We start from the raw sequence: 19,172 nt of genomic DNA on the forward strand, positions 1-19,172 counted from the left end.
GGGCAGCGCGAAGCCCGCCAGCGCCGCGTAGCCGAGCGCCCCGGCCAGCGCCGGGGCCCAGGCCCACTGCTGCAGGCTGAAGCGCCGCGCCGGCGGGCACGCAAGCCACAGCAGCGGCGCCAGCAGCCAGCGCCCCAACCCCCACAGCAGGCCGGTGACCAGCGTCAGGTGCAGGCCTGAAATGGCCAGCAGGTGGGCGGTGCCCAGGTCCTGGAACAGCCGCCATAGCGGCGGCTCCAGACCACGGCGGTCGCCGGTGACCAGCGCCGGAATCACCGCGGCACCCGCGGGACTGGCGGACAGCAGCTCCCTGACGCGCCGGGAAAGACCGGCGCGGCGGGCGTCCAGGCTGTCAGGCCGCCCCCGCTGGCGGATCACCGCCGTGAGCACGCCACGGGCGTCGATGCGGTCGGCGAGATCGAAACGGGCGCGGTCCGGCCCGGTCTGGTTGTACCAGCCGTGGGGAAAGAAGAGGCGCACCTTGCCGCGCAGCCGGTCGCCGGCCTCCAGCGCCGGCAGCGGCGCCCAGGCCGTGACCCGCACCCGGTGGCGGCCCGGCCAGGGCCGCTCGTCGACGGCCAGGCGCAGGTCCAGAATCATCCGCTGGCGGCGCAGGGTCTCGCCGAAGCGGCGGCGCGTGTCCGTGACCGGCAGCCCCACCACCCGGGCTTCCACGGTCAACGGGGTGCCGTTCAGATACTCCGGCAGCCGGCGATCCAGCCCCTGCTCCAGGGCCAGCAGCCCGTGGGCCCAGGACAAGGCCAGCAGCAGGCACCAGCCGCGCCCGCGCGGCAGCGCCACCGCCAGCACCGCGAGCGCCGCCAGGGGCCACCAGAGGCCGCTCCAGACCGCCGCGATCATCGCCGCAGGGGAAAACCAGTATCGCATCCTTGCTCACCGGGTTGTTATGATCACGCCTCCATGTAACGGCGCGGCGTCTCAGTCACAGGTCGATGTAGGCGTACGCCGCCCGGGTCGGCATAATAGCGCCCGTCTTCCAGGGACCTTGCAGTTTCACATGCCCAAACATTTGTTCCGCAAATACCTGCCCTCGCCGGATCGCCTCAAAGGACACAAATCCCTGAGCTTCCTGGGAGAGGTATTGTCGGACCCCAACCTCTGGCACATAAACCGCCACTCCCTGGCCGGGGCCGCCTTTATCGGCGTGTTCACCGGGCTGCTGCCGATTCCCCTGCAAATGGGCCTGGCCGCCCTGCTGGCGGTGCGCTTCCATTGCAACCTGCCGCTTTCGGTAATGCTGGTGTGGATTTCCAACCCGGTCACCTATGTGCCGATCTTTTATTTCACCTACCGGGTGGGCGCCTGGATGACCGGGCTCACGCCCAGCTCCGACCACGCCATCAATGTCGCCTGGTTCGTGGAGCAGCTGGTGCCGTTGTGGATCGGCTCGCTGACCTGCGCGCTGATCGCCGGTCTGGCTTCCTATTTCACCGTCAAACTGTTCTGGCGGCTGGCGGTGGTGCGCAGTTGGAATCTTCGTGCCCGCCGCCGGCAGCGGCAGCAGTAACGCGCTGATCCCTACAGCCTAACGGCGACGGCGCCGCCGGCCTGTCAGCCAGCGGCGATAATCCGGGAAGGAAAAAACGGAAGGTGTTGTGCGCCGGCGGCTCAGGCCACCGGATGCAGCAGGCCGTCGTGCAGCTCGTGGCGGCTCTGGCAGCGGCCCGCGAAGTGATGATCGTGAGTAACCACCAGGAAAGCGGTGCCCAGGCGCTGGTTGAGCTCCAGCATCAGGTCCTGCACCTGGTCGGCGGTGCGCTCGTCCAGGTTACCGGTGGGCTCGTCGGCCATCACCAGCGCCGGGTCGGTCACCAGGGCGCGGGCGATCGCCACCCGCTGCCGCTCGCCGCCGCTCAGCTGCGCCGGCTTGTGCTCGGCGCGCGGCGCCAGGCCCACCTGATCCAGCAGTCGCTCGGCCCGTTGCGCGGCTTCCCCCGGCTTGAGGCCACGGATCAGCAACGGCATGGCCACGTTCTCCCGGGCGGTGAACTCCGGCAGCAGATGGTGGAACTGGTACACGAAGCCCAGATAATGATTGCGCAGCCGCCCCAGCGCCCGGTCATTGAGACCGGCCAGCGGCTGGCCAGCTGGGCACGTCCAGCCCGCCCAGCAGGTTGAGCAGCGTGGATTTGCCCGACCCGGAGGTGCCGATAATGGCGGCGATGTCGCCCCGGCGGACGGTCAGCTCCACGCCGTTGAGCACCTGCAGCTCGCCACGGCCTTCCGGGTAGCGCTTGACCAGCCCGCGGGCCTCCAGCACCGACTCCTGATGTTCACCGTTACTCATAGCGCAGGGCCTCCGCGGGTCGCACCCGGCTGGCACGCCAGGATGGATACAGCGTGGCCGAGAAGCTGATCAGCATGGCGATGCCGACAATCACGGTGACGTCGCTCCATTTCAGCTGCGACGGCAGATAGTTGACGAAGTAGGCATCGAACAGACGGGTGTTGAAGGTGGCTTCCACCCAGGCCGCCACCTCGCTCACATTGGTGGCCAGCAGCACGCCGAGCACGGTGCCCAGGAAGGTGCCGGCCAGGCCGATCACCGTGCCCTGAACCATGAAGATGCGCATGATGGTGCCCGGCGAGGCGCCCAGGGTGCGCAACACGGCGATGTTGCCGCGCTTCTCGGTGACCAGCATCACCTGGCTGGAAATAATATTGAACGCGGCCACGGCGACGATGAAGCTGAGCAGCAGCGTCATCATGCTCTTTTCCATCTTGATGGCCTGGAACAGGTTGCCGTGGCTGCGGGTCCAGTCGCTGGTGTAGTAGTCCGGCCCCAGCGCCTGCTGAAGTTGCCAGCCGATCTCCGGCGCGGCGAACAGATCGGTGAGGCGCAGATGAATGCCCTCGACGGTGCCGGGCTGGCGTTCCAGCCGGGCGGCGTCCTCGTTGGCCACATAGGCGTAAAGACTGTCCACCTCGGCCCGCGCCCGGAAACGGCCGACCACGGTGAAACGCTTGAAGCGCGGCATCACCCCGGCCGGGGACACGCTGGCCTCCGGCAACACCAGGGTGATCTTGTCGCCGGTTTCGGCGCCCAGCTTACGGGCCAGCGCGTAACCCAGCACGATACCGAACTCACCGGGCTGCAGATCCTGGAGGTCACCGTCCCACATCATCTCATCGACGATGGACACGTCCTTCTCCGCCTCCGGCTCGATGCCGTTGACCAGCACCCCGGCCACGTTGCCCTCGTAGGTGAGCATGCCCTCGAGCTTGATGAACGGCGCCGCCGCTTCCACGCCCGGGTAGTCACGCACCTGGTCGGCCAGCGCCTGCCAGTCGGTGACCGGCTCGCGGCCGTGCACGGACAAATGGGTGACCATCCCCAGAATGCGGGTCTGAAGTTCCCGGTCGAAGCCGTTCATCACCGACAGAACGGTGATCAGAACGGCGACACCGAGCATCAGCCCGAGCGCGGAGATCAGGGTGATCACGGAGATGAAACTATTGCGGGCCCGGGCGCCGGTGTAGCGCAGACCCACGAACAGGGCAAAGGGTCGAAACATGGCGCGCATTTAAGCACTAAAACGGCGGCCTGTGCCAGTCGCTTTGTGACGACTATCCGCGACCACACAACGGCGATTTGATTCAATCCCGGCACCACAAAAAATCGTCGACGCGGGCGGCGGCGCGGGCAAGGCTAAACACCGTTTTACTTGAACAGAGGTTCACGCTGTCCGTACTATCAGTACCGGCTTATCCAAGGGGGAAGAGGTAATGGGCAAGATATTCACGGCGTTGGCACTGGCGACCACGATGTACTGGCCGGCCACGGCGTTGGCCGCGTCGGACCAGGACATCCCCGGCCGCGGCCTGAGCAAGGCCGAGGTGCGCGCGCAATTCGGCGAACCCCGGCATACCCGGCCGTCGGTGGGTAAACCGCCGATCACGCGCTGGGACTATGACGGCTTCAGTGTCTATTTTGAAAACGACACCAGCCTGCACAGCGTGCGCGAAAAAGAACGCGCGCCGGCGGCCGAGCCGTCCCCAGCCGGCGACGCGCCGGGCGAAGCCTCGGAGGCGCATTCCACCCTGGAAGCGGAAGTGGGCATTTCTCCGGCCAACGGCGAGGAGCCGCCCACGGAAGAGGAAGAGCAGGAAACCAATATCGAGGTGGAGACCTTCGATCCGCCGCGCAATAAAGAGGAAGAGGACGACGAAGCCAGTTCCGAATCCGATTCCGCGCCGGGCAGCACCGCGGTGCGCGCCAAAGCGGAAAGCGCCGAGGAGCGTGCCGAGAAGGATTCCGACGAACGTGCCGAAGAGGACGCCGACGACGACACCCGGGAGCGCACCGATGACGGCGCCTCGGACGACGCCGCCGAAGGCGATAAAGCAAGCGACGGACGTTTCCGCTTCGATCCGGCCACCGGCCGCATCGTCGTGGACGACCCCCGGGAAGACCAGGACAGTGACTGATCACCGCCACACCGAGCGCCGCCTGTTACCGGAGTGGCACCCCCAATGGGGCATCCTGCTGGCCTGGCCCGACGAGCACACCGACTGGGCCGGCCGGCTGTCCCCGGCACGCGACACCTATCTTGCCCTGATCAAGGCGCTGCTCGACCACGAAGCGGTGCTGCTGGTATGCCGCGACAGTGAAGCGGCGGAGACCGCCCGGACACTGATCGACGACAGCGGCGCCGACAGCCGCCGGCTGCGCATCCGCATCGCCGACTACAACGATACCTGGGCACGGGATTTCGGCCCCATCGCCGTGCAGGAAAACGGCGCGCCGGTGCTGCTGGATTTCCGTTTCACCGGCTGGGGCGGCAAATTCGAAGCGGCCCTCGACGACCGGCTCAACCGCGCCCTGCCCTGGCGCGTGACCCTGCATACGCAGGACCTGGTCCTGGAAGGCGGTGCCATCGACACCGACGGCCACGGCCATCTGCTCACCACCCGCGCCTGTCTGCGCAACCCCAACCGCAACCCGGCACTGGACGAGGCGACGCTGGAAAGCCGGCTGCGGGAATCCCTGGGCGTGGACACCATCTGGTGGCTCGACCACGGCCACCTGGAAGGCGACGACACCGACGCCCACGTGGACACCCTGGCGCGCTTCGTGAACGCCACCACCCTCGCCTATGTGCACTGCGACGACCCCGACGACAGCCATTACCCGGCGCTGTCGGCGATGGCCGCGCAATTGCGCGAGCTGGCCGGCCGCGAAGGGCTCGACCTGGTGCCGCTGCCCATGGCCCGCGCCCAGTACAGCGACGACGGCGAGCGGCTGCCGGCCACCTACGCCAACTTCCTGATCACCAACCGCAAGATCCTGGTGCCGCTGTACGATTGCGACACCGATGACGCTGCCCTGAAGGCCTTCGCCGCCGTGGCCGGCGAGCGCCAGGTGCAGGGCATCCCCTGCCGGCCGCTGATCGAACAGGGCGGCAGCCTGCATTGCATCACCATGCAACTGCCCGAGGGTGTGCTGGCCTGAGCCGGAAACTGCTATCCTTTTCACAACTCCGACTTTCCAAAACCGCACCGGAAGAGACACCCACATGCGCGTTGCCGTGATACAGCAACAGAACACCGCCGACCTGGACGCCAACCTGGCCCGTTCCATGGACAAGATCCGCGAGGCCGTGGCCCAGGGGGCCCAGCTGGTGATGCTCCAGGAGCTGCACCGCAGCCTGTATTTCTGCCAGAGCGAGGACACCGCCATGTTCGACCTGGCGGAAACGGTACCCGGCCCCAGCACCGACGCGTTGGGGGCGCTGGCCCGGGAACTGCAGGTGGTGATTGTCGCCAGCCTGTTCGAGAAACGCGCCACCGGCCTCTACCACAACACCGCCGTGGTGCTGGAAAGCGACGGCCATCTCGCCGGGCTGTACCGCAAGATGCACATCCCCGACGACCCGGGCTTCTACGAGAAGTTTTATTTCACCCCCGGCGACGCCACCTTCAACGCCGGCCATTCCGGGTTCACGCCGATCCGCACCAGCGTCGGCAAGCTGGGGCTGCTGGTGTGCTGGGATCAGTGGTACCCGGAAGCGGCCCGCCTGATGGCGCTGGCCGGCGCCGACCTGCTGCTCTACCCCACCGCCATCGGCTGGGACCGCAGCGACGACCCGGAAGAACAGAACCGCCAGCTGGACGCCTGGATCACCGTGCAGCGCGCCCACGCCGTGGCCAACGGCCTGCCGGTGCTGGTCGCCAACCGCACCGGCTTTGAACCCGGCCCGGACGGCAACGGCGGCATCGACTTCTGGGGCAACAGCTTCGTGTGCGGGCCCCAGGGCGAATACCTGGCGCGGGCGGACCGGGACCAGGAACAAACCCTGGTGGTGGACCTGGACATGGCACGCTCGGAAGAGGTGCGCCGCATCTGGCCCTACCTGCGGGACCGCCGGGTGGACGCCTACCAGGACCTCACCAAGCGTTATCGGGACTGACTGCTACCGGGACCGACTAGGGCATAAGCATCCAGGCCAGGTACAGCATGATCAGTACCTGCGCCACGAACAGGGTGGCGCGGACCAGCACCAGCGGCAGGCTGGTGCCGATCAAATGCGCGGCGCTCTGTCCCAGACGGCAGAAGATGAACACGCCGGCGAGCCCGTCCACCACAGCGCTCTGCCCGGTGGCCGCGGCCGTTAGCACCAGGGCCGCGAACAGCGGCAGGTTTTCCAGGCAATTCAGATGCGCGCCCTTGGCACGGACCAAAAAGGCCGGGTCATCCACCGGTTGATTGCGCTCCCAGTGGTTGGCCTTTTTGTTCCCCAGAAAAATCTGCGGCACCCGGTAGCCGGCGTAGGTCATCGCCAGCAGCAAACTCAGAATCACGAAAATCAGCAGAGCCGTAAATCCGGTCATTGTTATTTTCCTTATCGCATTGGGAAGGACGGGCCGAGGCCCCAGCCTCCCAAAATGACACAGCGAAAATAAAAATGACGTTACCGAGTGTAGCTAAGCACGCTTCTTCTCGATCCAATAGAGAAACAGCTCGCCCTGCTGGCGGTGCTCAAGAAGGGTGTGGCCGAGAAACTGGCAGAACTTGGGAATGTCCCGCTCGGTGGACGGATCGGTGGCGCGCACTTCCAGCACCTCGCCGGCGCCCATGTCGCGCACCTTGCCGTGCAGCAGCATTACCGGTTCCGGGCAAACCAGGCCGGTGGCGTCGAGGTGGTGTTCGGCGTGCGGGGTATCGGTCATAACAGTGCGGTCAGCCCAGTCGTTGCGGCGGCGGGCGCCAGAAAAGGGCCGCTATTATAACCAAGCCGCCAAGGCCCGCCGCAAGCAGGAAATGGCCGGCGTAACCGAGCGCGGAAGCGCTGAAGCCGCTGCCCAGCGTAAACAGGCCCACCGCCATCAGGTACACCGACGCCTGCAGGGTGTAGTCACCGCCCTCCCGGTCACGGCGGCAGTAGTCCATCATCACCACGAACAGGGCCACCGTGGACAGGCCGTCCGCGAACTGCTCGAACAACGCCACCGGCCAGACCCAGCCCGCCGCGCCGGCGGCCACCGCCCACCAGCCGACAAAGGCCAGCGCCTGCAGCACGCCGAAACCGATCAGCGCCGCCTTGCGGCTCAGCCACAGCATCAGCAGGCCGGCCAGCGCCGCCGCCAGTAAACCGGTCAGCGAGGCCACCAGATCCAACCGGCCGATGGCCGCCTGGCTCCAGCCCTGGTCCACCAGGAACGGCTTGATCATCCGCGTGCCGAAACCGTCACCGACCTTGTAGCCCAGCAAAATCACTACCCACAGCAGCAAGCCGGGGCGGCGCCAGAAGCCCTGCCACTGGCGCCACCACCAGTGCCGCGACGCCCGTTCCGCCGCTGGGGTCGAGGGCGACGTCTCCAGGGGTTCGCGGAACAACGCCACCGGTATCAGCAACAACGCCACCGTGGCCGCCAGCAAACAGAGGCTGGCGCGCCAGCCGATCCAGTCGTTGGCCATCAGCAACAGGGCACCGCTGAGAATCAGCCCGACCTTGTAGCCCAGCACCTGAACGCTGTTACCGGGCCCGCGCCACTCCGGACGCAGCAACCGCACGGCGAGGCCGTCGGCGGCGATATCCTGGGTGGCGCTGGCGGTGTTCAGCAGCAGCAACAGCAGTAACAGCAGCGGAAAGGCGTCGGCGAACCAGACCGCCCGCTCGGTGAAGGACAGCAGCAGCAGAATCAGCACCACCAGCGCCTGGCAGCCGATCACCCAGCGTTTGCGGTGGCCGGGGCGGCCCCGGCCGAGCCGGTCCACCCACGGCGCCCACAGGAACTTCAGCGCCCAGGGCGCGGCCGCCAGGCCCAGCAGACCGATCCACTCCCGGGACAGGCCGCTCTCGCGGGCCAGGGACGGCACCGCCTTGGCCAGCAGGCCGGCGGGCAGGCCCTGCAGGAAATACAGCACCGCCAGGGTGCCCAGCAGCACCGGCAGCGCCGGCCGCCGCGCTTCAGGCATCGCGGCAGTCCACCCAGACGGTGATTTCCTCGCGGTCGTGATAGAGGTGCGCGGCCTGGATGCGGGCATCGGGGTACTGCCGCGACAGCCCTTCCTGGAGGCGCTCCAGCAAGGTGGCGGCCTCCCGGTAGCGGCGCGCCATCGGCAGCTTGAGATTGAACAAGGCGGTGCGGGCCCAGCCCTGCTGCAGCCATTTCTGCATCAGCGCCAGGGTGCGCGCCGGCTTGTCCACCACATCGCAGACCACCAGATCCACCGGCCGCTCCGGGCGCCAGGTGAAGGCGTCGCCGGCCACATGGCGCACCGGGTACTCGTCCATCAGGCGCGCGTCCAGCCGGCCATGGTCGACGCCGGTGACCTTGATGCCCAGCCGCGCCAGATGCCAGCTCCAGCCGCCGGGGGCCGCGCCCAGGTCCACGGCGGTGTGCAGACCCGGCGGCCGGCCCCGCCCGCAAAAACGCAGCAGTGCCTCTTCCAGCTTGAGCGCCGAACGGCTGGGCGCTTCCGGCGACAGGCGCAGGCGCATCAGGCCGCTCTCCGGCAACGGCAGCTCCGCCGGGCTGACACCGATCAGGCCGTTGCGGGAGTCATCGAAGAACAGATGCAGGCGCTGTCGTGCGTTGTTGCGCAGCAGGCCGTCCTTACGCAGCCGGGGCTCCAGCGCTTTGCGGAAGCCGCGCAGAAAACGGGCCAGCTCGCGGCCGTCATTGCTGTCCGCGTGCTCCAGATAGAGCTCGCTGAACGGCCCCAGCGCCCGCAACGAGGGCCACAGGGCGCCGATGCGGTCGGTGTCCGGCAGGTCCTCAAAGCGATCCGGGCACGGATACAGGCTGCGCGCGAACACCAGACCGGTATCCAGCAGCGGCATCACACTGCCCTGCTGGCTGTACCAGAGCACGTAGCCTTTGTTCTTGTCCGCGCGCGGATAACCGGCCACGCCCAGATCAGCGGCACGCTCGGTGAATTCCGCGGCCAGATCCGACTCGAACCCCGGCCGGCACAGGGCCAGAAAAGTTTCCATAAAACGACAACTGTTGGTGAGCAGTTAATAGTGAACAGTTAACAGTTAACAGTTAACAGCGGGGCGGCTCCGAAGCCGGGTTTTCGCTATTAACTATTCACTGTTAACTATTAACTGACCGTTGTTTTCGTCACTTGACGAAAACAACGGTCTTGTTTCCGTCCACGATCACCCGGTCTTCCAGGTGCCAGCGCACCGCGCGCAGCATCACCTGGCGCTCCACGTCCTGGCCCAGGCCGCGCAGCTCGGCCGCCGAATGGCGGTGCGACACGCGCTGCACGTTCTGTTCGATGATCGGCCCCTGGTCCAGGTCCTCGGTGACGTAGTGGCTGGTGGCGCCGATCAGTTTCACGCCCCGGTCGTGGGCCTGCTGATAGGGGTTGGCACCGACGAAGGCGGGCAAGAAAGAGTGGTGAATATTGATGATGCGGTGCGGGTGCCGGGCCACGAAGGTGGGGCTGAGAATCTGCATGTAGCGGGCCAGTACGATCACGTCCACTTGCCCTTCCAACAGCTCCAATGCCTGCGCTTCCGCCTCTTCCTTATTGTCCCGGGTGACCGGAATATGGTGGTAGGGAATGCCGAAACGCTCCACTTCGCCGCGCAGGTCGTCGTGGTTGCTGATCACCATCGGAATCACCGCCGGCAGATCGCCCCGCGACACCCGCCACAACAGGTCCATGATCACGTGGTCATGGCGGGATACCAGCACCGCCATGCGCTTTTTATCGGCGGCGTAGCTGATGTGCCACTGCATCCCGTAGCGGTTGGCGACGCGGTTGCGGAAGTTGTTCTCCAGCGCTTCGTGGCTGCAATCCAGCCCCGGGGTCTGGAATTCCAGGCGCAGAAAGAAAGTGCCGTCCTGATGATCGCTGGAGTGCTGATCCAGGTCGGTAATGTTGGCGCCGTGGTTGTACAGAAACGTGGACACCGCGCTGATGATGCCGGGCTGATCCGGGCAGGTCACCAGCAGACGGGCGGTGGCCGCGTCCTCGGGTTTGTCAGCGGGGTTCATGAATGTCTCCGTGTGGATTGCCAAAATGGTCGCGCCGGTAGGCGGACGGGGTCTGACCGGTCCACTTCTTGAACGCCCGATGGAAAGAACTGGCCTCGCTGAAACCCATCAGCAGGGCGATTTCGTCGATGCTCAGTTCCGGTTTGGAAAGGTAATACACCGAGGCGTCCTTGCGGATCGAATCCTTGATTTCCTGATAGCTGGTGTTGCCTTCCTTGAGACGGCGACGCAGGGTCTGCGGCGTCATGCCGAGCTTTTCGCAGATCTCGCCGAAGTCGGGAAAATGGTTGCCGTACTCATTGGAGATGATCGCGCGGATCTGCGCCGGCAGCCCCACGTTGTGCACGTTGCCGTCGAACAACTGAGCCAGCGAGTCGCGCAGGAACTTGGACAGCGACAGCTCGTTCTGCACCAGCGGCAGGTCGAGAAAATGCGCCGGGAACACCACCTGGTTGACGTCGCTGTTGTAGTGCGTCGGGCAGTCGAACATAAAGCGGTATTCGTCGTCCTCGCGCACCGGCTCGTAGTCCAGGTACACCGCCTGCGGCTCCACCGCCTTGCCCACCAGCCAGCTCATAAAACGCAGCGACAGGAACAGCATCGCCTCGATGATCACATCGCGGAAATCCAGCCGGCGGTCCACGCGCACCATCAGAGCGGCCTGGTCGCCGTCACGCAGCAGTCGGCTGTCCACGCTCAGGTCAAACAAACTGTAGAAACGGATCCCCCGGTCCACCGCCGCTTCCAGGTTGGGGCAGTTGACCACCGCGTGGGCCATCATCGAAAACGTGCCGGGCTTGGACTTGCGGCCCTGCCCGAAGCCCAGGAACTCATCCTGGGTCTGCTCCATGACCAGCAACATCAAACGGATAAAGGTATCGCGCTCGATGCGCGCGTCCGGATCCTCCAGCACGCGCCGCTCAATACCGCACTGGTCAAGCAGCGCCGGAATGCTCACGCCACCGCGGGCGGCGCCCTGCAGCACCTTCACCACCCGCTGTACGTTGATTGTTCTTCGCTGAATCATTGGCCATCCTGAAACGTCACGTGCCCTGCCCCCATCGGACAAGCGCCCCATGATAAATACTTTTGACCCGGGCTTCATCGCCCAGCGCTACCCTGTGTAGGTCAACCCATCGCGCAAGGACCGCCACCATGGCCGCACCCCGCCTGATACTGATTCTCGGCGACCAGCTCAGCCCCCATCTCAGCAGCCTGGCCGAAGGCGACCCGGCCCGCGACCGGGTGGTAATGGCGGAGGTGGCCGGCGAGTGCGACTACGTGCCCCACCACCGCAAGAAGATTGCATTCCTGTTCGCCGCCATGCGCCATTTCGCCGATCGCCTGCGCCAGGACGGCTGGCGGGTGGACTACTATACCCTGGACCAGGACCATCAGGACCTCACCGATGCTCTGCTGGCCAGCCGCCGCGACAGCGGCGCCCGCCAACTGCTGGTCACCGCCCCCGGCGAATGGCGGCTGCTCGAGGCGATGAAGCGCCAGTGGCCGCAGAAGCTCGGGTGCACGGTGCGCATCCTGGATGACCGGCGCTTCCTGTGCACCACCGAGGCCTTCCGGGACTGGGCCGAGGGCCGCAAACAGCCGCGCATGGAATACTTCTACCGCACCATGCGCCGCGCCACCGGCCTGCTGATGGACGCCGACGGCCAGCCGCTGGGCGGACGCTGGAACTTCGACAAGGAAAACCGCAAACGCTTCGACGGCGAAGCGCCGCCCCCCGGCCCCAAGCGCTTCACCCCGGACGCCACCACCCGGGAAGTGCTGGAGCTGGTGGAAGCCCGCTTCCCCGACCGCTTCGGCGACCTGCAACCGTTCTGGTTCGCGGTCACCGAAGAGCAGGCGCAGGCGTCACTGAGTCACTTTCTGGACCACGCCCTGCCCCACTTCGGCGACTACCAGGACGCCATGGACAGCGGCGACGACTTTCTCTTTCACAGCGTGCTCAGCCAGTACATCAACGCCGGCCTGCTCGATCCCCTGGCGGTGTGCGAGGCCGCCGAGCAGCGCTACCTGCAAGACAAGGCGCCGCTCAACGCGGTGGAAGGCTTCATCCGCCAGATACTGGGCTGGCGCGAATACGTGCGCGGCCTGTACTGGCTGCTGATGCCCGACTACCGGGAAGAAAACCGGCTCGCCAGCCACCGCGACCTGCCCTGGTTCTACTGGAGCGGCGAGACCCGCATGCGCTGCGTGTCCGAAGCGGTGCGCGCCACCCGCGAACACGCCTACGCCCACCACATTCAGCGGCTGATGGTCACCGGCAACCTGGCCCTGCTGCTGGGCGTGGACGTGAAGCAGATCCACGAATGGTATCTGGCGGTCTACGCGGACGCCTTCGAATGGGTGGAGCTGCCCAACACCCTGGGCATGGTGATGCACGCCGACGGCGGCTATCTGGGCTCCAAGCCCTACGCCGCCAGCGGCAAATATATCCAGCGCATGTCCGACTACTGCGGCGACTGCCCCTACAAGGTGAGCAGCGCCGAGGAAGACAACAGCTGCCCGTTCAACAGCCTCTACTGGCATTTCATCCACCGCCACCGGCGGCGCTTCGAGAAGCACCCGCGCATGAGCATGATCTACAAAGCCTGGGGCCGCATGGCCGAGAGCAAGCGGGACGCGATCCTGGCCCGCGCCGACACCCTGCTCGAGGATCCCGAACACCTTTAGGGAGCCTTTCGGAGCTCCGTATCCGAGACGCGGAGCAATGGTGGTGCCTTCCGGGATCGCTCAAGCCGTCCGTGGGCGCTCTCATTTGGCCATCCCTGGCCAAATAGGTCCCTCCAGGCACCACCATTGCTCCGCTCACTTGGCAGCGGAACCGCCACGGGTCACAACACCGCCCGGACCTTTGCAGAAAGGTTCGGCGCCAGCTATGACCCGGGATGGTGACGCTAGCTAAGGAGCGGGTCTGTGTTAGGCCCTTCCGGGACCCTGGAGAACAGGACGTTCGACAGGGAGCCTACAGGGACGTATTCACGGCGTTCCCGGAAGGGCCTAACACAGACCCGCGTCCCCAGCTGGAGAGAACCAGACTCAAGCTGGAAACAACCTCCCTCTAAAGCGTAACGAACTTTTTTGTAGTACATTGTGGTGACTCGAACCAACAAGCCGTGACCGACCACCATGACCGACAAGCCGCGTAAAAGCCGCCGTGGAAGACGGCCGGCGCCGGAGAGTGAACGCAAGGACCGGGTGATCCAGACCCGCGTGCCCCAGGACCTGGAAGACAGCCTGCGCCACGCCGCCGAGCGGGAGCGGGTGACGGTGTCCCACCTGATCCGCAATGTGCTGGAAGACAGCTTCCGGCTGGTGGACGGCATCGTCGCCGATTCCTCGCAACTGGTGGACAACGTGGCCCGGGACGCCCGCCGCCTCGCCTCCGCCGCCAAGGGCCAGGCCCGCGCGCCGGCCACCTTCGTGCCCGCCGACCAGGGCGGCACCGTGGCCCGCGCCCTGCTCGAGGCCGTGGACGCCTGGCAGGAAGTGATCGTCAACAAGCCCACGCACTGCACCCAGTGCGGTGTCACCCTCTCCCGCGGGCAAAAGGCGCTGCGCGGACTGACCACCGAGCCCGCCGCCCCGGTGGTGTGGCTGTGCCAGGCCTGCCTCGACAAAGACCCCGCCGGGTAATTTTGTAACAAGTGTTCACATTACCATTGTCAGACGCCCCCTGCTGCCCTATTTTGTAATACATTAAATGACAAGGGGCGTCCCTATGACCGTATCCCGGCAAGCCACCGCCACCGACACTACCGACCGTGCCGACGTCGAGAGCCACGAGCGCCACTGGCCGGCACTGAAAGCCTTCAGTGGCCACCAGCAGGACAGCGGCCTGCGCGCCTGGCTGGCGGTGATGGAAGGCACCTTGAAAGCCATTGAACGCACCGCCTGGCAGGGCCGCGAGCTGGCGCAGCAGGCCGTGTCCGCCTGGCGCGCCATCGAGAGCGGCGCCGGGGACGTGGCCGGCGAATGCCAGGAGCTGGCCCGCGAGGCGAAGCGCTGGCCCGCCCGGCTGAAACGGCTGTCGGTGACCGGCTGGATGCTCACCCGGGTGGTGGCCAGTTACCGGCTCTGGGGCACGCGTTCGGCGTTCCTGCCCTCCAGCATGCAGGAGGCGGCCCTGACCTCCCTGCACCGCAAGAACGCGCGCCGCTTCCGCAAAACCTCCCTGGAACAGGGCGGCGCCTTCCTCAAGATCGGGCAAATCCTGTCCAGCCGCCCGGACCTGCTGCCCGCCGCCTGGGTGGAAGAACTGGCCCAGCTGCAGGACCAGGCCCGTCCGGAAACCTTTGAGGCGGTGCGCGGCGTGATCGAGCAGGAGTTCGGTGCCCCCTTGGAGCAGCTGTTCGAGCACTTTGATCCGGAACCGCTGGCCGCCGCCAGCATCGGCCAGGTGCATAAAGCCCGCTTGGCGGATGGCCGCGAGGTGGCGGTGAAAATCCAGCGCCCCGGTCTGGATGAGGTCATCGAGCTGGATATGACACTGTTAAAGGTATTCATCGACAGTGTGCGCGGCGCCCTGCCGCCGATGGATTTCGACACCATCATCGGGGAAATCCAGCGTACCGTCCGCGACGAACTGGACTACCCGGGCGAAGCCGACGCCATGCGTCGTGTGCGCGCCCAGCTGGCGGCGCAACCGGCGGTCACCGTCCCCGCCACGGTCGACAGCCTGTGCGGGCGACGCGTGCTGACCAGCGAGTTCGTTCGCGGGCGCAAGCTCACCATGGTGCTCGACGAACACCACCAACGCGGTGATCAGGAGGCCGTCAGCGGCATCCTGCACGCCCTGCTCGACGCCTGGTTCCGTCAGGTGCTGGTGGGCGGCGTGTTCCAGGCCGACCCGCACCCGGGCAACCTGATGGTCGACGACGACGGCCGTGTGGTGGTGCTCGACTTCGGCTGCACCATGACGCTGCCGGAGGCCTACCGGCGCGGCTACTTCCGGGTGCTGCAGGCCGCCATTGTCGGCGAACGGACGGTGATCGCGGAAACCCTGGCGGAGCTCGGCTTCGCCACCCGCAGCGGCCGCCCGGACACCCTGCTGGCGTTCACCGACGCCCTGCTCGATCAGATACGGGTGGCCATGGTGGAGACCGGCGCCGCCGGCACGCAGTGGCCCGGCCCGGAGGCACTGATGGAACAGGTGCGCGCACTATTGATCCGCATGGAGGACGACCCGGTGGAAAAAATACCGGCGGAGTTCGTGATGCTGGCGCGGGTGTTCGGCACCCTGGGCGGCCTGTTTCTGCATTATCAGCCGCGCCTGGACATCGGCCGTCTGGTGCTGCGTTATCTGACCATGCCGGAAACCCTCGGCGACACTCCTCGGCAGGCGGCGACACCCGAACCGCTCCCCTGGTGGCAGCGCTGGGGCCTGGTACCGCGGGCGGAGTTCTAATCCACCCAGGCGCGCTCCAGGGCCGCGCCGAGGCGCTCGTTGCCCCAGAACAGCTCGCCGTTCACCACGAACGACGGGGCACCGAAAATATCCCGCTGGCGGGCCGCCGCCACGTCGGCCCGGGTGCGCTCGCCGCCGCCTTCCGCCAGCGCCCGGTCCAGGGGCGCGCGGTCCAGCCCGGCCTGGCGCAGGCACTCCTCGATCACCGTGGGCGTGGCCGGATCACGGCGCTCGGCGAAGCCGGCCCGGAACACCGCCCGGCAATACGCCGGCAGCCGGAACCCGGTGTCGATCCAGGTGGCGGTTTTGGTGGCCAGGGTGCTGTTGAACGGGAAGCGCGCCGGCCGGCGCCAGGCAATGCCCAGGCGCCGGGTCTCCCGTTGGAGATCCAGCCACAGGTAGCGGCCCCGGGCCGGGTAAAGGTTGAAGGGCGAATCGGTCCAGCCCTGCTCGCTGAAAATCGGGCCCAGCAGGAACGGCTTCCAGATCACCCGCACGCCCGCCTCGGCGGCGGCCGGCTCGATGGTCTCCGCCGCCAGATAGGCGTAGGGGCTGGCGAAATCGAACCAGAATTCCAGATCCGCCATATCAGCGCACCGCCACGATCGCCAGGGTCACGGTGGCCTTGGCGATCAGCTTTCGGCCGCCGTTGCCGTCCTCGGCGAACACCTCGGACTCCGCCACCGTCAATGTCTTGCCCATTTTCAGCACCGCCGCCTCGCACACCAGCGCCACGCCCAGGGCCGGGCGCAGCAGATTGACCTTGAACTCGGCGGTCAACGGCATATGGCCGTCGTCGAGCAGCGTGCCACAGGCGGCGCCGGCGGTGTGATCCGCCAGGGTGCCCACCGCGCCGGCGTGCACATAGCCGTTCTGTTGATTGAGCTCTTCGCGCACCGGCAGGCGGGACACCACCCTGCCCGGCTCGATACTGTCCACTTCCACCCCCAGCAAGCGCAAAAACGGCGCCTGCATCAAGGTGCGCACCTGGTCCTGGTCGGCCATGGCGACTATCCCCCTGTTGTTATAACCCATGCGGACAAGCGTCAAGCATTCCGCATCGGGCCGGCGTTGGCCAGCCCTCCGAAAGTACGGACCGCTCAGAAAAAGCCGGCACTGGCGGCGCCCGGCTGTTGCAGGGCGTCGGCGATCACATGCAGGGCCTGGCCCAGATCCTGGCGGCTGGCGGGGCCGCCCAGGCAAAGCCGCACCGCTTCCGGCGGCTTGCCGTTGACCGCGAAGGCGTCGCTGACCACCACATTGATGCCCTGGGCGCGCAGCCGCGCGGCGAACGCCACCCGGCTCCAGGCGGGCGGCATCCGCAGCCAGACGTGGAAGGCCTCCGGGTGCGACCGGTAGTCGGCACCGGCCAGGATCTCCGCGACCAGTTCCTGGCGCGCCTGGGACTCGCGGCGGGTCAGCGTCAGGGCCAGGTCGGCGGTGCCGTCCTGGACCCAGCAGGACGCCAGCGCCGCGGTAATCGGCGACGCCATCACCGTGGTGGCGCGCAGGGTGACCGCCAGCCGCGAGCGCAACCGGGCCGAGGGCAACGCCAGGTAGGCAATGCGCAACCCCGCCCCCAACGACTTGCTGAATCCGCACAGGTAATAGGTCAGTTCCGGCGCCAGCGCCGCCAACGCCGGCGGCCGGTGGCTGGGCAGCAGACCGTAGGCGTCGTCCTCGATAATCGGCAGATTATGACGGCGGGCGATCTGCACCACCCGGTGGCGGCGCTCGTCGCTCAAGGTCACCGCCGCCGGGTTGAGCAGCACCGGATTGCAATACAACGCCTTGGGATGATGTTCCGCGCACAGCTTCGCCAGCGCGTCCGGATCAATGCCGTCGTCGTCCAGCGGCACCCCCACCAAACGCAGGCCCAGCTGCCCGGCAATGGCCCGCAGCCCCGGGTAGGTCAGCGCCTCGCACAGCACCACGTCGCCGGGCCGGGCCAGGTTGCCGAGCACCGCCAGCAAGGCGCTTTGCACCCCGGGGCACACCAGCACCCGGTCCTCGCTCACCGTCAAAGGGCGCCGCTCCAGCCAGGCCACCGCCGCTTCGCGGTCCTCCATGGAGCCGCCGAATTCTTGGTAGCGCATCAACGGCTGAAGGTCCGGCCCCAGGGCGCGCAGCCCGGCTTCCATGCGCTCGCGCAGCAGCGGGTCGCGGGGTTCCGGCGGCAGGTTCATGGTCATGTCCACCGCCCGGTCGGCGCTGGCGCTGCGGCGGCTGGCGCGGCCCGGCCGGCACACGAAGGAGCCCTGCCCGACCCGCGAATAGATCAGACCACGGCGCTGCGCCTCGCCGTAGCCCCGCGACACGGTGGCGTAGTTCAGTTGCAGGGTTTCGGCCAGATCCCGCAGCGGTGGCAGGCGCTCGCCGACCCCCAGCCGGCCGGCCAGGATGTCGTCGCCGATGGCGTCGGCGATACGAATATAGACTGGCTGGCCGCTGGTCTTGAGAACCGGTCGCCAGGCCTCCTGGGAAGAGGTCATGGACTCACTCCGCGCCATGTGGCGGCGCCTTTTCGCACTGATCGGAACCACCCCGTGCACCAGTGTCGCTCACCAGGGTGGGCGCCGCCCGGCGCTTTGATTGGTTGCCCGCCGGCCGGTGGCTCGCGGCACCACGGGATTCGCCGCCCATTGAGCCACAGCGTCCCGGACCAATCAATCATTTCATCTATTGGTTGGCATATTGATTGCAATTGAACGGTTACGGAGCGCGGCCCTGGGCGTCGCCTTCGATCAACCTCAAAAGCATCCTCAAAGCATGGGAGACGGTTATGCCCACCGTAGAGAAAGCAGCGCATCAGAAAGGCGATTTTTTCGTCGACTACGAAGAAAAGGTGTTCGAGGACGTCAAGGCGGAGCCGGGGGAGAAAGCCCTGGTGACCTTCCATACCGTGGCGTTCGAAGGGTCCATCGGGCTGGTCAATATGTTGCAGGCCACGCGCTTGCAGCGCAAAGGGTTCGACACCTCGGTGCTGCTGTACGGCCCCGGTGTCACCCTGGGCGTGCAGCGTGGCTTCCCGACCCTGGGCGACGAGGCGTTCCCCGGCCATATGGCGGTCAACAACCAGATCACCAAGTTCATGGGGGAAGGCGGCAAGGTGTACGCCTGCCGGTTCGCGCTTCAGGCGCTGTACGGCCACGGCGAGCCTTCATTGATTGAGGGGATCAGACCAATCAATCCCCTGGACGTGCTGGACCTGGTGCTGCTGCACCGCCGGGACGGCGCCTTCATCCTCGACACCTGGACCACCTGAGGGAGC

Annotated in this window: 19 protein-coding genes and 1 pseudogene; 8 read left to right on the forward strand and 12 right to left on the reverse strand. The window is 66.7% G+C overall.

Going from position 1 to position 19,172, the window contains the following annotated elements; translation table 11 throughout:
- The coding region (locus ISO4_RS10270; RefSeq protein WP_194856147.1) for a ComEC/Rec2 family competence protein at positions 1-888 on the reverse strand (888 nt) is incomplete at its 3' end.
- Positions 889-1,018: 130 nt separating this feature from the next.
- On the opposite strand from ISO4_RS10270, the gene ISO4_RS10275 reads away from it, so the two are divergent.
- Positions 1,019-1,528 carry a DUF2062 domain-containing protein gene (locus tag ISO4_RS10275; protein ID WP_142949058.1) on the forward strand — a complete coding sequence of 170 codons (510 nt, stop codon included), beginning with the start codon at positions 1,019-1,021 and terminating at the stop codon, positions 1,526-1,528.
- Between the two features lie 101 nt (positions 1,529-1,629).
- On the opposite strand, the pseudogene ISO4_RS10280 reads toward ISO4_RS10275, so the two are convergent.
- A pseudogene (locus ISO4_RS10280) lies at positions 1,630-2,308 on the reverse strand (ABC transporter ATP-binding protein).
- Positions 2,301-3,536, reverse strand: coding sequence for a lipoprotein-releasing ABC transporter permease subunit (locus tag ISO4_RS10285; protein ID WP_142949060.1), 1,236 nt, complete (start codon positions 3,534-3,536; stop codon positions 2,301-2,303). The pseudogene ISO4_RS10280 and the gene ISO4_RS10285 overlap by 8 nt, the downstream one beginning before the upstream one ends.
- 211 nt (positions 3,537-3,747) lie before the next feature.
- Here ISO4_RS10285 and ISO4_RS17015 point away from each other — a divergent pair, with 211 nt between their 5' ends.
- From ISO4_RS17015 to ISO4_RS10295, 3 genes are all read left to right on the forward strand, one after another.
- Entirely contained in the window at positions 3,748-4,449 is a 702-nt protein-coding gene (locus ISO4_RS17015; protein ID WP_228548052.1) for a hypothetical protein, read from the forward strand.
- Positions 4,442-5,473: an agmatine deiminase family protein gene (locus ISO4_RS10290; RefSeq protein WP_255442489.1), complete on the forward strand. Its 1,032-nt coding sequence runs from the start codon at positions 4,442-4,444 to the stop codon at positions 5,471-5,473. Before ISO4_RS17015 ends, ISO4_RS10290 begins: the two co-directional genes overlap by 8 nt.
- A 64-nt stretch (positions 5,474-5,537) precedes the next feature.
- The gene (locus tag ISO4_RS10295) at positions 5,538-6,431 is read left to right on the forward strand and encodes a carbon-nitrogen hydrolase (RefSeq protein ID WP_194856149.1); all 894 of its coding nucleotides are present in this window, start codon (positions 5,538-5,540) and stop codon (positions 6,429-6,431) included.
- 16 nt (positions 6,432-6,447) lie between these two features.
- Here the strand turns inward: ISO4_RS10295 and ISO4_RS10300 are convergent, their stop codons facing one another.
- The 6 genes from ISO4_RS10300 to ISO4_RS10325 all read right to left on the reverse strand — a co-directional run bounded on the left by ISO4_RS10300 (position 6,448) and on the right by ISO4_RS10325 (position 11,503).
- A complete protein-coding gene (locus tag ISO4_RS10300; RefSeq protein ID WP_142949063.1) occupies positions 6,448-6,852 on the reverse strand; it encodes an MAPEG family protein in 405 nt (134 codons plus the stop codon).
- Positions 6,853-6,945: 93 nt separating this feature from the next.
- Positions 6,946-7,191 carry a sulfurtransferase TusA gene (gene tusA, locus ISO4_RS10305; protein WP_142949064.1) on the reverse strand — a complete coding sequence of 82 codons (246 nt, stop codon included), beginning with the start codon at positions 7,189-7,191 and terminating at the stop codon, positions 6,946-6,948.
- Positions 7,192-7,201: 10 nt separating this feature from the next.
- A complete protein-coding gene (locus tag ISO4_RS10310) occupies positions 7,202-8,440 on the reverse strand; it encodes an MFS transporter (RefSeq protein ID WP_194856150.1) in 1,239 nt (412 codons plus the stop codon).
- Entirely contained in the window at positions 8,433-9,461 is a 1,029-nt protein-coding gene (rlmM, locus tag ISO4_RS10315) for a 23S rRNA (cytidine(2498)-2'-O)-methyltransferase RlmM (protein WP_194856151.1), read from the reverse strand. The genes ISO4_RS10310 and rlmM overlap by 8 nt, the downstream gene beginning before the upstream one ends.
- 130 nt (positions 9,462-9,591) lie before the next feature.
- Positions 9,592-10,476, reverse strand: coding sequence for a formyltetrahydrofolate deformylase (gene purU / locus ISO4_RS10320; protein ID WP_142949066.1), 885 nt, complete (start codon positions 10,474-10,476; stop codon positions 9,592-9,594).
- On the reverse strand, positions 10,463-11,503 hold the full coding sequence (locus tag ISO4_RS10325) for an AraC family transcriptional regulator (protein ID WP_142949067.1): 1,041 nt from the start codon (positions 11,501-11,503) through the stop codon (positions 10,463-10,465). The genes purU and ISO4_RS10325 overlap by 14 nt, the downstream gene beginning before the upstream one ends.
- A gap of 128 nt (positions 11,504-11,631) precedes the next feature.
- On the opposite strand from ISO4_RS10325, the gene ISO4_RS10330 reads away from it, so the two are divergent.
- The 3 genes from ISO4_RS10330 to ISO4_RS10340 all read left to right on the forward strand — a co-directional run bounded on the left by ISO4_RS10330 (position 11,632) and on the right by ISO4_RS10340 (position 15,901).
- A complete protein-coding gene (locus ISO4_RS10330) occupies positions 11,632-13,167 on the forward strand; it encodes a cryptochrome/photolyase family protein (protein WP_194856152.1) in 1,536 nt (511 codons plus the stop codon).
- 456 nt (positions 13,168-13,623) lie between these two features.
- Positions 13,624-14,130 carry a hypothetical protein gene (locus tag ISO4_RS10335; protein WP_142949069.1) on the forward strand — a complete coding sequence of 169 codons (507 nt, stop codon included), beginning with the start codon at positions 13,624-13,626 and terminating at the stop codon, positions 14,128-14,130.
- Between the two features lie 85 nt (positions 14,131-14,215).
- Positions 14,216-15,901, forward strand: a complete 1,686-nt coding sequence (locus ISO4_RS10340; protein WP_142949070.1) for an ABC1 kinase family protein — start codon at positions 14,216-14,218, stop codon at positions 15,899-15,901.
- Here the strand turns inward: ISO4_RS10340 and ISO4_RS10345 are convergent.
- The 3 genes from ISO4_RS10345 to ISO4_RS10355 form a co-directional block, all read right to left on the reverse strand.
- On the reverse strand, positions 15,898-16,488 hold the full coding sequence (locus tag ISO4_RS10345) for a 2-hydroxychromene-2-carboxylate isomerase (protein WP_194856153.1): 591 nt from the start codon (positions 16,486-16,488) through the stop codon (positions 15,898-15,900). The genes ISO4_RS10340 and ISO4_RS10345 overlap by 4 nt on opposite strands.
- 1 nt (position 16,489) lies before the next feature.
- Entirely contained in the window at positions 16,490-16,906 is a 417-nt protein-coding gene (locus ISO4_RS10350; protein WP_194856154.1) for a PaaI family thioesterase, read from the reverse strand.
- Between the two features lie 95 nt (positions 16,907-17,001).
- Positions 17,002-18,393, reverse strand: coding sequence for an aminotransferase-like domain-containing protein (locus ISO4_RS10355; protein WP_194856155.1), 1,392 nt, complete (start codon positions 18,391-18,393; stop codon positions 17,002-17,004).
- A gap of 290 nt (positions 18,394-18,683) precedes the next feature.
- On the opposite strand from ISO4_RS10355, the gene ISO4_RS10360 reads away from it, so the two are divergent.
- On the forward strand, positions 18,684-19,166 hold the full coding sequence (locus tag ISO4_RS10360; protein ID WP_142949073.1) for an MSMEG_0572/Sll0783 family nitrogen starvation response protein: 483 nt from the start codon (positions 18,684-18,686) through the stop codon (positions 19,164-19,166).
- Positions 19,167-19,172 lie beyond the last annotated feature (6 nt).

It is taken from the genome of Alloalcanivorax venustensis ISO4, assembly GCF_015356855.1.
In the GTDB taxonomy this organism is placed as follows: domain Bacteria; phylum Pseudomonadota; class Gammaproteobacteria; order Pseudomonadales; family Alcanivoracaceae; genus Alloalcanivorax; species Alloalcanivorax venustensis.